14 protein-coding genes are annotated in these 12,421 nt (G+C 48.2%); 8 read left to right on the top strand and 6 right to left on the bottom strand.

Annotated elements, in window-relative coordinates; translation table 11 throughout:
- Positions 1-30: 30 nt before the first annotated feature.
- Together C8D85_RS16210 and C8D85_RS16205 are read left to right on the top strand one after the other, a co-directional pair.
- A complete protein-coding gene (locus tag C8D85_RS16210; RefSeq protein ID WP_133564719.1) occupies positions 31-339 on the top strand; it encodes a 4a-hydroxytetrahydrobiopterin dehydratase in 309 nt (102 codons plus the stop codon).
- A 23-nt stretch (positions 340-362) separates the two neighbouring features.
- Positions 363-641, top strand: a complete 279-nt coding sequence (locus tag C8D85_RS16205; protein ID WP_133564717.1) for a LysE family transporter — start codon at positions 363-365, stop codon at positions 639-641.
- A 75-nt stretch (positions 642-716) separates the two neighbouring features.
- Here C8D85_RS16205 and C8D85_RS16200 read toward each other — a convergent pair whose 3' ends face one another.
- Positions 717-1,649 carry a DMT family transporter gene (locus C8D85_RS16200; protein ID WP_133564715.1) on the bottom strand — a complete coding sequence of 311 codons (933 nt, stop codon included), beginning with the start codon at positions 1,647-1,649 and terminating at the stop codon, positions 717-719.
- A 110-nt stretch (positions 1,650-1,759) separates the two neighbouring features.
- Between C8D85_RS16200 and C8D85_RS16195 the strand changes: the two genes are divergently transcribed.
- Positions 1,760-2,239 carry an Lrp/AsnC family transcriptional regulator gene (locus C8D85_RS16195; RefSeq protein WP_133564713.1) on the top strand — a complete coding sequence of 160 codons (480 nt, stop codon included), beginning with the start codon at positions 1,760-1,762 and terminating at the stop codon, positions 2,237-2,239.
- Here the strand turns inward: C8D85_RS16195 and C8D85_RS16190 are convergent.
- A complete protein-coding gene (locus C8D85_RS16190) occupies positions 2,236-2,541 on the bottom strand; it encodes a helix-turn-helix domain-containing protein (RefSeq protein ID WP_133564711.1) in 306 nt (101 codons plus the stop codon). The two genes, C8D85_RS16195 and C8D85_RS16190, sit on opposite strands and share 4 nt — an antisense overlap.
- Positions 2,538-3,863 carry a type II toxin-antitoxin system HipA family toxin gene (locus C8D85_RS16185; RefSeq protein ID WP_133564709.1) on the bottom strand — a complete coding sequence of 442 codons (1,326 nt, stop codon included), beginning with the start codon at positions 3,861-3,863 and terminating at the stop codon, positions 2,538-2,540. Before C8D85_RS16185 ends, C8D85_RS16190 begins: the two co-directional genes overlap by 4 nt.
- A 279-nt stretch (positions 3,864-4,142) precedes the next feature.
- On the opposite strand from C8D85_RS16185, the gene C8D85_RS16180 reads away from it, so the two are divergent.
- Positions 4,143-4,955 carry an arylamine N-acetyltransferase family protein gene (locus C8D85_RS16180; protein WP_133564707.1) on the top strand — a complete coding sequence of 271 codons (813 nt, stop codon included), beginning with the start codon at positions 4,143-4,145 and terminating at the stop codon, positions 4,953-4,955.
- An 87-nt stretch (positions 4,956-5,042) separates the two neighbouring features.
- Here C8D85_RS16180 and C8D85_RS16175 read toward each other — a convergent pair whose 3' ends face one another.
- The 3 genes from C8D85_RS16175 to polA all read right to left on the bottom strand — a co-directional run bounded on the left by C8D85_RS16175 (position 5,043) and on the right by polA (position 9,346).
- A complete protein-coding gene (locus C8D85_RS16175) occupies positions 5,043-5,648 on the bottom strand; it encodes a transposase (RefSeq protein WP_162847608.1) in 606 nt (201 codons plus the stop codon).
- Positions 5,649-6,355: 707 nt separating this feature from the next.
- Positions 6,356-6,481: a hypothetical protein gene (locus tag C8D85_RS18235; RefSeq protein ID WP_280524928.1), complete on the bottom strand. Its 126-nt coding sequence runs from the start codon at positions 6,479-6,481 to the stop codon at positions 6,356-6,358.
- Between the two features lie 99 nt (positions 6,482-6,580).
- Positions 6,581-9,346 (bottom strand): DNA polymerase I, encoded by a 2,766-nt coding sequence (polA, locus tag C8D85_RS16170; RefSeq protein ID WP_162847607.1) that lies wholly within the window; start codon positions 9,344-9,346, stop codon positions 6,581-6,583.
- 178 nt (positions 9,347-9,524) lie between these two features.
- Between polA and C8D85_RS16165 the strand changes: the two genes are divergently transcribed.
- The 4 genes from C8D85_RS16165 to C8D85_RS16150 are packed head-to-tail and all read left to right on the top strand — an operon-like array spanning position 9,525 to position 12,398.
- Positions 9,525-10,490: a homoserine kinase gene (locus C8D85_RS16165; RefSeq protein ID WP_133564703.1), complete on the top strand. Its 966-nt coding sequence runs from the start codon at positions 9,525-9,527 to the stop codon at positions 10,488-10,490.
- Positions 10,491-10,493: 3 nt separating this feature from the next.
- Positions 10,494-11,078 carry a DUF1007 family protein gene (locus C8D85_RS16160; protein WP_133564700.1) on the top strand — a complete coding sequence of 195 codons (585 nt, stop codon included), beginning with the start codon at positions 10,494-10,496 and terminating at the stop codon, positions 11,076-11,078.
- A gap of 41 nt (positions 11,079-11,119) precedes the next feature.
- Positions 11,120-11,752, top strand: coding sequence for a LysE family translocator (locus C8D85_RS16155; RefSeq protein WP_133564698.1), 633 nt, complete (start codon positions 11,120-11,122; stop codon positions 11,750-11,752).
- 34 nt (positions 11,753-11,786) lie between these two features.
- Positions 11,787-12,398 carry a MarC family protein gene (locus C8D85_RS16150; RefSeq protein WP_133564696.1) on the top strand — a complete coding sequence of 204 codons (612 nt, stop codon included), beginning with the start codon at positions 11,787-11,789 and terminating at the stop codon, positions 12,396-12,398.
- Positions 12,399-12,421: the final 23 nt, after the last annotated feature.

Here is a 12,421-nt window from a genome sequence, read left to right as displayed (position 1 = left end):
GGTCTGTCCACTCAGACGTAAGGATAAAATATGCCAAACATAAAACTCGATGAACAAGCGATCCAACAAGCTTTAACAGAGCTGAACGCAAGCACTGCACAAGAATGGACCATTGAAAACGACAAACTCACTAAGTCGTTTAGATTTAAAAACTTCCAACAAGCATTTGGTTTTATGACCATGTGTGCGCTCTTCGCTGAGAAAAAAGACCATCACCCGGAATGGTCAAATGTCTACAACAAAGTGGATGTGCAGCTGGTGACTCATGACGTAGCCGGCTTATCGGCAAAAGATTTTGATTTAGCGAAGAAAATGGATGCGTTAGCGGGGAGCATTTAAATCATCGCTTTAACCGAACACAGATGCTCTTATTAGGGCTGGGATCTGCATTGCTGAATCCGAAAAATGCCTTATTCTATTTAAGCTTGATGAGCTCCATACTGGGTGAACAGGCGACGTTATTACAACAAACCTTCGCCGGAGGCTGGATGTTTGTTGTGGTATTGGTTTGGGATTACTGGCTGATATCTTGTATTGCGCAGCCTCGCTTTCGTCAAAGGCTACAGCAGTATTTACACTGGATAGAGCGCGTATCTGGTGTGGTATTTATGGGGCTGGCCACATTACTGGTGGCTCGGTGAGGAATCAAGCAAAGAGTAGCTTTTGCTAGGGCTACTCTTTTAGAAAGGAAAACTGATATTTATCTACCCTATTGTTTAAGAGATACCTTCTTTGGCAGAGCGACGGCCAAGCTTTGGCAATGACCAATCAAACTTCACCGCACACACGGATATTAGAATCAGTGCGACACCCACTAATTGCCAAGCGGAAATATGCGTTGCGAAGGCAATGTGATCGACAAATAAAGCAGTGATCGGATAGATGAACGACAAGATTGCCAATAAATTGGTCGGCAGCTTTTGAAATGCATCGTACATAATGATGTACATAAAGCTGGTGTTGATCGCCCCTAAGATAAACAAGTCCAACCAAGAAGTGCTGTTAGATGGTAAGGCTCCCCATTGCACAAATGGCAGCAGCATCAGCACACCGACACCCATCTGAATCAAGGCGACTAAATACGGCGGTACACTGCTTACTTGCTTGGTGATCAAGGTGGTTACTGTGTATAGCAGAGCCGCTGCCAGCGCTAAGCCCAAACCAAAGATGGCTTCAACAGAACGGGTATCTCCTTGCAACAAGCCGCGTACTTCCGCCATGTCCAATTCGATCACAAACCATAACCCAGTAAAGGAGACGATCAGCCAAAAAATCAGCGAGCCAGAGGGTGCTTGGCGAGCCAAAAATGCCCCGGCTAAAACCAGCATTAACGGCTGTGTGTGATACGCCACCGTCGCGATAGAAAATGGGATATAAGAAAACGAGGCAAACAGAAATACCCAATTCGCCACCAATGTGACGCCTCCCAACAGCACCAGCAACAGCATGCTACGCTGCTTGAGGGCTTCTGGTAATACGCCACGATAAAAGGCATAGGCCAATAGCAGCCCACCACCAATCACACAGCGGAAAAACACCACATTCCAAAACGACTGTCCTGAATGCACCACAAAATAGCCAATGGTGCCTGACAGCATCATGGCGAGAATCATCTCTAGATTCCCTTTGGTCGTGTCATTTACTTTCACGCTCTAATCTCCTAACGTTGAATAAGCATAAGATTAGAGGCTTTCAACGGGTATTGGCATGCATAAACCTGTGTAAAACCCGCCATCGACATTTATAAGATGAGGCTAAAATGAGAAGTAACCTTAAAATCGAAGGTAAGGCGCTGGACGGTATCGATGCGAAGCTGGTCACGCTCCTCAATGACAACGCACGCATGAGCATAGCCGAGCTTGGACGCGCCGTGAACATGTCAGCGCCCAGCGTCAACGAGCGCCTTAAACGCCTAGAGGAAGCAGGGGTCATCTCAGGTTATACCGTGACCTTAGATCCGGAACAAATCGGTTATACCCTGCAAGCGATCGTGCGTATGAGACAGCTGCCCGGCAAGCTAAAAGAACTGGAGGAATTGATTCAATCCATCCCTCAATTTATCGAATGTGACCGAGTCACAGGGGAGGATTGTTTTTACGCACGTCTATGTCTGACGGATATCCACCAGCTCGACGAGATCCTCAATCGAGTCTGTGAAATTGCCGAAACCAACACTTCAATTGTCAAATCTACCCCAGTCAAACGCCGCCAAGTGCCATTGCTATTGGGTGGGAGTTAAGGCTTATTGTCCGACATGATATGCTTCGCTACATGAGGGTGAATCGGCGTCAGTCCAGATTTAATGCCAAAGGGCTTAAACACGGTATCAATCATCGACTGGGCTTGGTTGCCTTTGTCTTGCTCAATATCTGTGAGTGTACGGCGACTGACTCCGACAAACTCCGCGTAGCGGGTTTGAGAAAAGCCTAAGACCTCTTTGCGTAGCGTCTTAAGCATTTGCCCTTGGCTGATTTCACCTAGTAAATGCTGTTGTAGCAGTTGTACCAACAATGCCTGGCGTTCGGCAGGTGTCATGCTCATAAAAGCCCCCAGCGAGTCAGTTTAGTTTCCAGCCATTCGATTTGAATCACCCTTAAAATACGTTCTGCCACGCCTCGTTCAGTCAATCTGTCCTGTAACCCCACTAACTTTTGAGCCGTGTTTTGCAGAGCGGAAAATGAAATGTTACTAGGACACAGATCGCCTAATTCTTCTGTGATGGCGTGCCAGCGGTATTCACCGCCTTCCTCAAAAGGAGGCCCCCATTTTGTGGTACGTGTCACGCCTTCGGGATCAACTTTCATGGGGGCAAAATCATAAATAGGTGAAAGCCAAATATGATTAGGGCGCTTTAGTAGTGCGGTATTACGTCCGTGGTTATCTGTATTGCCAAAAGCAATGTTGAGCAAGTCGCGAGCGAGCCAGTCACATACAAACGCTTCTTGATCGAAGGTTTCTGAGCGATTCCCGAGCAAACTGCATACTGCGCGTAATACCTCAAAATGGTTTAAATAACTTCCAGCAGGTTTATGCAGCACGGAGAAAATCGACTCCAAACCATAACGCTCCCAAGCGTTTCCATTCCAATGGGTATCAAAGCGAGGTAACCATAGAGAAGGGTAACGACCCCCTTCGATTAAGCGCATCTGCTCAGTATTGATGGTTGCAAAGCCCATGGCAGCTAACTCTTGGTAAAAGTGATACTCAGCGCGCAAGATATCGCAGTCATCCTGTGAGCGGCGGCCTCTTGGAAATTTCACCAAATAGTGATGATCTGTAAGCGTATGCTGATCTTGGAAAGTATCAATCCAAATATCGTTTTCAGCAGAGCAACGCAGCAGTAACTTTGGCGCTTCGCCCCCCGCGCCGGTAGCCCCGCCGCTGATTGCGCCCATTTCCTGAGCGTACGCTAAAAAGTCAGAGTCGCGGTTGATCACATCTGTCACTGTGAACTTGCGTAGATGGAGCGTTGAACCTGTTGCGACTGTGGGCAAAGACTCTTTGATACGCAAATTGCCAACTGGCGCAATGGTGCCTTTTTCTAACAAGGTTGAATCTTGTTCGCCTGCCGACAGGTCCTGTAATCCCCAATAATCGACGAGATAACGACGTGCTGCACCGGCAGGGACGATATCCTCCAAAAAGCCAAACCAGCGATCCGCTTCATGCTCAATCATGACTTGTACAGGGAGTGTTAAGCTGCAAGCGTGTTCATCATCGCACTCTAGCCATTCAATCGAATAGTCCATCTCGTAGCCCAGACTACATGGACTAACCACCCCTTTGGCAGGGTCATTAAGTGTCACAATAGCCATATCACGCCATTGTTGATCGACAAGTGCTTGGATAGTGAGTGATTTCATAGAACACCTAAATGAGCAGGATATTACTCATTTTAGACGGATAAAGTTATTTTTGGGAAATATATTTCTCAAAAATATTGATTGGTGTTACTTTTGAGAAATATATTGCTCAATTGATGGTGGGCTCGGCAAGGATATTGGGGATAGATGAAAATAGAGCAATGGCTGCATTTTTCAGGGCTCCGAATTGTTCACCACGTCGATTCCACATAACATGGCTGTAGACACGCAACGCCAGCATTTTGGTTATTAACAGGACTTACTAAGGCTGTATAGAACATGATCCACCTGCAAGACTATTTCGCCCGTATCAACTACCAAGGACCAGCGACACCAGAGCTTTCAACGCTAAAAGCCATTCACGCTTTGCATCCGGCGCACATACCTTTTGAGAATATTGACGTCCTACTTGAGCGTGGTATCAGTCTGGATCTAGACAACATCCAACAAAAACTCATTAGCAATGGTCGTGGCGGTTACTGCTTTGAGCACAATGCGCTGTTTATGGACGTGCTGAAACAACTGGGATTTGAAGTCGAATCGTTAATGGCGCGTAACGTTTGGCGACAACCCGCTGATATGCCATTTGGCCCAAGAACCCATCAGGTGCTAAGAGTTCGCATCGAAGGTGAATGGTGGTTGGCAGATGTAGGCTTTGGTGGCCTCGTACTGACCGATCCACTGCGTCTGGAAACCAATGAACCACAACAGGGACAGCACGAAGCGTTTCGTATTTTGATGCATGATCATGGCTGGATGTTGCAGGTGAACGTACAGGAGCAATGGGAAGACCTATACGATATTGCCAGCCAACCACTTGAGCCGATCGATATGGACGTGGCCAATTGGTTTACCTCCGCCAGCCCCAACTCCAAATTCCGCCACAACTTAATGATGGCGCGAGCAACACCAGACACGCGTTATGCACTGCTAAATAACCGCCTAACGGTTCGCCCACGCAACGGCGCAGTGGAGCAGCGAGAGTTAAACGCTGAGCAGTTAGCCGATGCGTTAAAGGAGTGCTTCGCGCTAAAGGTCGAAAGTGAATGGATGCCACTGCTAGAGAGGATTGTTGAAAAAGCTAATTCTTAAAACGAATGACACAAAGGGGTCAGATCCCTTTCACGTAAGGGCTAAGTGTTAGTCTCAGCCCAATTTGGTGTATAAGGGATCTGACCCCTAAACCAGCGACCTGCCTGTTTGCCAAGCATTACGAATAGCATTGATCTCTTGCGAGTTTTGGTGCTGTTCAAACATGGAAAGATAGTTGCTGCTTCGGGTGGCAGTATCTGAACCAAGCATATTAAAAATAGGATGGGGCGTAATAAACGACAGCGGTTTTAAACCGCTGTTATGTCGAAAGCTAGACCAACGATAGTGGGCGGCTTGCTCGACCATATTGGCTCTTACGGGGTTCAATTCGATATAACGCATCACCGCCAGAAAGTAGCACTCTGATTGCACTAGATTGCTTTTATAACGCCCTTCCCAAAGAGAACCGCTATGTCCATATTTATGATTAATAAAAGGAACGTAGCGACGCCCAATATGCTGCATAAACTTGCCAACATTCTCAGGGTTCTGAGCTGTAAGTAGGATATGAATGTGATTAGTCATCAAGACAAATGCATGGATTGCAATGTCATAAGCCTCAGCGGCTTCCTTCATCCAACCAGCATAGGCTTTGTAATCTTCATCCTCGAAGAAAACAGCTTCGCGCGATGCGCCACGTTGAACGATGTGGACGGGTACATTCGGCATTAATGTACGGGGTCTTCTTGGCATCTTTTCCTCCATGAATAGAAACCAAAGTGAATAGGGCTGATTTACCTAGCAGGGATCTGACCCCTTATACCTACTTTCGGAGCCATAAATTAGCAAACGAAATTTCTTATTTAAGTGTTGCAATTATAGGTTATTGAAATGTTGGGTAAAGAGGGGTGAGCGACCACTTCTGTTGCTTACGAGGTGTAAAATTTTGCGTTTTTCAAGCCTTGATTTTCAATGGTTTGAGCACTATTGTTCGAGCCTTAGCCAGTTGGTTATGCAATAAAAAAGCCCCAATAACAATAAGTTAAAGGAGCTTTTATATTGCGAGAAAGGTTGATTAATCAATCAGAGCACTTACTCGACTTCAGCACTCGTACTGTAGTGATCTGAGCTGCATTCTTCAACCTTTCTCTAATGATTTATTTTCAATATTAGAGGAGGGCATGGCATGAATAAATTATTCATTAAAGCCATCATCATCTCCGTTTTGACTTTAGTTTTGCCGTCAGAGCAAGCTTTAGTTAATTCGGTAGATGTCAGCATTACCATCTATTAAGTACTAAAAAGGAGACCTTCAAGTCTCCTTTTCTTTTGCCTGAAACCCTCATAGGGGTCAGATCCCTTTCACGCAAAGGCTAAGTGTTAGTCTCAACCAAATTCGGTGTATAAGGGCTCTGACCCCTGAGAGTGCGTGCCTTGAAAGTAAGAGGTGCTTAATGCGCTTAGTCCCAGTTCATTCCTACCCCTGCCTCTGCAAGCAAAGGCACGTCGATCTCGCTACTATTCTGCATAATCTCAACGATCTTTTCTCGCGCAGCCGCTAGGTCTTTCTTAGCCACTTTGCCCAAAGGGGTCAGATCCCTTTCACGTAAAGGCTAAGTGTTAGTCTCAACCAAATTTGGTGTATAAGGGATCTGACCCCTGAGAGTAAATCAGTAAAGAGGTGCCTAGTGCGCCTCGTCCCAGTTGTTCCCAACCCCAGCTTCCACCAATAGCGGCACGTCGATCTCGCTACTTGTCTGCATAATTTCGACGATTTTCTCTTGTGCGGCATCAAGGTCTTTCTCGGCCACTTCGAAGATCAATTCATCGTGTACTTGCATGATCATTTTCACCTCTAGCTTGGTTTCTGCAAGCCATTCGTGCATGTTGATCATGGCGCGTTTGATGATGTCGGCAGCGGAACCTTGCATCGGGGCGTTGATCGCGGTGCGTTCGGCGGCTTGGCGCATCATGGCGTTACGGGCTTTGATCTCGGGTAGGTACAAGCGACGACCAAAGATGGTTTCCACGTAGCCTTTTTCTTTGGCGCTTTCACGGGTGTTGTCCATGTAGGTGCGCACGCCCGGGTAGCGTTCAAAGTAGCGCTGTACGTATTGCTGCGCTTCTGGGCGGCCGATGCCTAGCTGTTTCGCCAGGCCAAAGGCCGACATGCCGTAGATCAGACCGAAGTTGATGGCTTTGGCGCGGCGGCGTTGTTCGGTGGTCACTTCGTCTACCGTGGTGTCGAAGACTTCTGCGGCAGTGGCTTTGTGCACGTCCACATCGTGGGCAAACGCGTCCAATAGGCCTTTATCTTGTGATAAGTGCGCCATAATGCGTAGCTCGATTTGTGAGTAGTCGGCAGCAATCAGCTTGTAGCCTTCTGGGGCGATAAACGCTTGGCGAATACGACGACCTTCGGTGGTACGGATTGGGATGTTCTGCAAGTTCGGATCGGTCGATGACAAACGGCCTGTTGCTGTGACCGCTTGATGGTAAGAGGTATGAATGCGACCGGTCTTTTGCAGCATCTCTGGTAGCTTGTCCGTGTAGGTCGACTTTAGCTTCGACATACTGCGGTGTTCCATGATCAAACGCGGCAGTTCGTATTGCTCTGCCAGCTCTTGCAGGATCGGTTCAGCGGTCGAAGGTTGGCCTTTTGGCGTCTTCTTGATAACAGGCAAACCTTGCTTCTCAAACAGGATTTCTTGCAGCTGTTTCGGTGAGCTTAGGTTAAAGGCTTGGCCCGCTTCTTCGTGAGCTTTGATCTCGATCTCCTGCAATTTAGCAGCGATCTCGGAGCTTTGTGCGTGCAAAAGGTCTGGGTCGATCAAAGCACCAGTTTGTTCCATTTTCGCTAACACAGGCACCAATGGCAGTTCGATGTCTTTTAGGACGTTAACTAGATCGCCTTCTTTTTCCAGCTTTGGCATGATTGCGTGGTGTAGACGTAAGGTAATGTCGGCGTCCTCTGCTGCGTAAAACGCCGCTTGTTCAAGATCGATCTGGTTAAAGGTTTTCTGCTTCGCGCCTTTGCCTGCGATCTCCTCAAAGCTAACGGTAGTGTGGCCAAGGAACTTAGACGCTAGGCTGTCCATATCGTGGCGAGTGGCGGTGGAGTTCAGCACGTACGATTCGAGCATGGTATCGAATTCAATGCCACGTAGGGTGATGCCGTAGTTGTTCAATACGTTAGCATCGTATTTAAGGTGCTGACCGACTTTTTTCTGGTTGTCGTCTTCCAGCCAAGGCTTAAGTTGCTCTAGTACCCAATCACGATCTAGCTGCTCTGGTGCGCCTTCGTAATCGTGGGCCACGGGAATGTAAGCGGCTTTTCCGATCTCAACAGAGATGCCCACACCAACAAGCTCGGCCGCCATGTAGTTAAGAGATGTGGTTTCCGTATCAAAGGCCACAAGTTCGGCGTCTTGGATTTTCTTCAGCCAAGCGTTAAAGCTGTCTTTATCGAGAACAGTATCGTACTCGACGTCGATATTGGCTGCAGGCGCTGGCTCATCATCGTTGTCTACCGTGTCATCGGCGGTGCCGGAAGCAGGGGCTTTATCTAGATCGCGCAGCCAAGTTTTGAATTCCAGTTTGGTGAACCACTCGCGTAGGGCTTCTTTATTGATCTCTTCGTTTTTCAATGTGTGTGGATCAAATGGCAGTTCCACGTCGCATTTAATGGTCGCCAGTTTGTAGCTTAGCTCGGCCATTTCACGGTGTTCTTCCATTTTCTTGGCCATGGTTTTTGAGCCACGGAAGCCAAGCGGGGCAATGTCATCAAGGCGTGCGTAGATTTCTTCTAGGCTGCCGATGCCTTGTAGCATGGCGAGGGCGGTTTTCTCACCGACACCCGGTACACCTGGGATGTTATCGACCTTGTCACCCATTAGCGCGAGGAAATCGATGATTAGCTCTGGTGGGATTTTGAATTTCTCTTTAACGCCTTCCACGTCCATCACGGTATCGGTCATGGTGTTCACCAGTGTGACTTTGTCCGTCACTAGCTGGGCCATGTCTTTGTCACCCGTTGAGACAACGACTTCACGGCCTTCGCCGCCGATTTGTTTGGCGATGGTGCCGATCACGTCGTCCGCTTCCACGCCTTCGATGATCACCAATGGTAAGCCCATGGCTTCGATCATGCGGTGGATCGGTTCGATTTGTAGGCGCAGATCGTCTGGCATTGGTGGGCGTTGTGCTTTGTATTCTTTGTACATATCGTCGCGGAAGGTTTTACCTTTTGCGTCGAAAATCACCACGATCGGGGAGTTAGGGTAACGGCCAATCAAACTGCGAATCATGCTGATCACACCGCGGGCCGCGTTGGTCGGTTGGCCATCGCTGGTGGTCAGTGGTGGAATCGCGTGAAAAGCGCGGTACAAATAAGATGAACCGTCTACTAAAACCATTGGTGATGCATTGGTCAGAGAGTCTTGAGCCGACATAGTTTCCCTCGTGGGCTGCGCGATGACGTGCGCAGCGCGGTAAAAGTACAAATAATTGCCCATTAGCCTAACATAATCGCCGCTTTTTCGCGGTGTTCAATTGACCTTTTTGCTCCGATTGTGGAGCATTAGCGGCTAAACGAATCATTGCGCAAATAAAATACATTAGGTACAGATTTTGGCTGTTTACACTTCTCTTTCGGACTCTGACATGCGCGGCCTTGTGGCCGATTATTACTTAGGTGAATTAGTGTCTTTTCAAGGCATTTCTGGTGGCGTAGAAAATACCAACTACTTTGTGAACACCACCACAGGCAAATACGTCCTGACCTTGTTTGAAGAGTTTGAATACGATGAAGTGCCGTACTTCTTAGATGTGGTAGCGCATTTGAAGCACAAGGGCTTTAACGTACCAGCGGCCTTGATTGATAACCATGGGGAACGTTTACGTGTTGTCCAAGGTCGTCCTGCGATCATGGTAGATTGCTTTCCTGGTGGCTTGCTAGAAGAAGGCACCACTGTCGAAAGCTGTCGCTTGATGGGTAAAGTATTGGCGCAACTGCATACAGCGGGCATGGATTTCCCTGAACACCGTCCAAGTCACCGTGGTATGGACTGGTGGCGCGCGACGTCAAAGTCGATTGCTCCAGAGTTAGAAACGGATCAAGCGCATTTATTGCTACAGCAAGTGTCCGAGTTTGATGCCTTTATTGCGCAATACGACGATCAGTTAGCCAAAGGTACGGTGCACGGGGATTTGTTCTACAACAATACCTTGTTTGAAGGGGAGCAGCTGTCTGCGATCATCGATTTCTATAATGCTTGTTACTCTTGGTTGATGTACGACTTAGCCATTGTGGTGAACGATTGGTGTTCGGATATGAGCACTGGCGAGTTGGATATGGATAAGTATCACGCGATGGTCAATGCCTACATTCATGAGCGCCAGCCAAGTGCGGCAGAAATTATGTCTTGGCCGCATATGCTAAAAATCGCTGCGTTGCGTTTCTGGTTGTCACGTTTAGAAGCATGGCACGGTGCAAAGCACGATCCTGAGCGTTTGGCACAGCAGCATGATCCGATGGAGTTCCAACGCATCCTAGAAGCGCGTGTGCGTCATGCACCAAGTCTAACGGAGAATTAATCTATGTTGAGCTGGCGTCGCTGTGTTGGTAAAGCTATGAGTGCAAGCTTGTTATGGCTTGGAGCAGGGCAGGTGCTGGCTCATCCGCATATTTGGATCGACTCTTATTACCAGGTCAATCTAACGACACCTGCGATTCAGACAGTCGATGCCTACTGGAAGTTTGATGTGTTTTCCAGTCTCGATATGTTGATGGAGTTTGATAAAAACGCCGACGGTCAACTGCTGGGGGCTGAAAAAGCAACGGCCGCAAAAGCCATGACCAACTTGGCGCAATATCAATACTTCCTGCGCTTGCAAGTGGATGGGCGAGAGATCCAGCTTGCCGATGTGCAAGTTGTGGATGTCGGCGTTGTGGATCAAGCTATGACGGTGCGTTTAGGTATCGTCTTACCTGAGACCGTAGATTTACAGCAGAGCACGTTTCGCATGGGCTTTGGTGATAGAGAAAATTATTTTGCCTTGGTCACTCCTGATGAAGGCTTGATTAAATTGACCGGAATGATGGCGGAAACCTGCACACCAGCAGAGCAAGAAGCCGATGAATTCTATATGGAAGGTTGGGTCGACCTTCACTGTGACACCTAGTCCTTAGGCTGTCGTGTTCCTAATTTGATTGAGAGCGTCCTATGATCGAGCAATTCCAATGGTTGCCATTTTTACTGGCGATAACGGTGTTAACCATGAGTCCTGGGGTGGACACTTTGTTGGTGCTTCGTAGCTCTGCTGTGGCAGGCTGGCGTGTAGGCTTCGTGTGCAGCTTAGGTATTTGTTTGGGCTTGTTTGCCCATGCCACGATTTCAGCCCTAGGCTTGTCGGTGATTTTATTGGGTTCTGCGACCTTGTTTACGGCCTTCAAAGTCGCTGGCGCTCTGTATTTGGTGTACCTAGGAGTACAAGCGTTGCGCAGCGCTTGGCGACCTCAAGGGCTGACACTGAATGTGCCAGAAGGGCGTCAGATGAATGCTAAGCTGGCGTTTCGTCAGGGTATCTTATCAAACATCCTAAACCCTAAGACGATCGTGTTTTATATGGCGTTTTTGCCGCAGTTTATTAACCCAGAATATTCTGCTGTGGCGCAATCCCTGTTTATGGCTGCCCTTCACTTTATCATAGCGATGGTGTGGCAAACGTTTCTTGCGGTGATGGTTCACCGAGCAAGAGTATGGCTGGCGCGACCAAAAGTGGCGCAAGTCTTGGATAGCTTAACCGGCGTATTGCTGGTGGGCTTTGGCATCAAACTGGCACTGACGCAACGCTGATCGCGAACGCACTGCCGACCTAGGTACTCCTATCATGAGTCTATTACTTTCCACGTGGATTAAGTTTTTCTTCCTATTTGCTCCGTTTTTCGTGATGTCGATGTTTTTGGCACTGACACGCGGTGAAACTCCAGAATCCCGCCGTCATGTGGCCAATAAGTCGATTATTGCCGCATTAGCGATCGCTTTAGTGCTGATGTTCTTTGGCAGCACTTTGTTTGCGGTATTAGGGATTACACTGGATTCTTTTCGAATCGGTGCGGGCATCCTGCTGTTTATGTCTGCCATCAGTTTGGTGAAAGACGGTACTCGTAACCATGCTACGGGGATGCCGAACGAAGAGCGTGATGATATCTCTGTAGTGCCGCTCGCGGTGCCGACCATCATTGGTCCGGCGACGATTGGTACAATCTTGGTCTACGGTGCAGAATTCAAAGGCTGGGAGTTTGTGATCGGTTTGATGGGCTTGGTGGCGGCATTGCTGACCCTAGGTGTGTTGTTGTACTGCAGTTCGATTATTGAGCGTTTGTTAGGTCGTACCGGTTTGAATATTCTATCGAAGATCACCGGTTTGATTTTGGCAGCCATGGCGGCGCAAATCTTTATGGGTGGTGTGATGGGCTTCTTGCAGCCTATTGCTGGATAAATCCTAATACGCACCACATTTCC

Origin of the sequence: Marinomonas communis (assembly GCF_004363305.1) — a bacterium.
GTDB classification, from domain to species: domain Bacteria; phylum Pseudomonadota; class Gammaproteobacteria; order Pseudomonadales; family Marinomonadaceae; genus Marinomonas; species Marinomonas communis.
This window is presented reverse-complemented; position numbering and strand designations above follow the sequence as displayed.

What these genes read in the sequence shown, in the direction of transcription:
- C8D85_RS16180 (WP_133564707.1), top strand. Translation starts at nt 4,143, where the DNA reads ATGATCCACCTGCAAGACTATTTCGCCCGTATCAACTACCAAGGACCA.
- C8D85_RS16205 (WP_133564717.1), top strand. Translation starts at nt 363, where the DNA reads ATGCTCTTATTAGGGCTGGGATCTGCATTGCTGAATCCGAAAAATGCC.
- C8D85_RS16210 (WP_133564719.1), top strand. Translation starts at nt 31, where the DNA reads ATGCCAAACATAAAACTCGATGAACAAGCGATCCAACAAGCTTTAACA.
- C8D85_RS16160 (WP_133564700.1), top strand. Translation starts at nt 10,494, where the DNA reads ATGTTGAGCTGGCGTCGCTGTGTTGGTAAAGCTATGAGTGCAAGCTTG.
- C8D85_RS16155 (WP_133564698.1), top strand. Translation starts at nt 11,120, where the DNA reads ATGATCGAGCAATTCCAATGGTTGCCATTTTTACTGGCGATAACGGTG.
- C8D85_RS16185 (WP_133564709.1), bottom strand. Translation starts at nt 3,863, where the DNA reads ATGAAATCACTCACTATCCAAGCACTTGTCGATCAACAATGGCGTGAT.
- C8D85_RS16195 (WP_133564713.1), top strand. Translation starts at nt 1,760, where the DNA reads ATGAGAAGTAACCTTAAAATCGAAGGTAAGGCGCTGGACGGTATCGAT.
- C8D85_RS16190 (WP_133564711.1), bottom strand. Translation starts at nt 2,541, where the DNA reads ATGAGCATGACACCTGCCGAACGCCAGGCATTGTTGGTACAACTGCTA.
- C8D85_RS16175 (WP_162847608.1), bottom strand. Translation starts at nt 5,648, where the DNA reads ATGCCAAGAAGACCCCGTACATTAATGCCGAATGTACCCGTCCACATC.
- C8D85_RS16150 (WP_133564696.1), top strand. Translation starts at nt 11,787, where the DNA reads ATGAGTCTATTACTTTCCACGTGGATTAAGTTTTTCTTCCTATTTGCT.
- polA (WP_162847607.1), bottom strand. Translation starts at nt 9,346, where the DNA reads ATGTCGGCTCAAGACTCTCTGACCAATGCATCACCAATGGTTTTAGTA.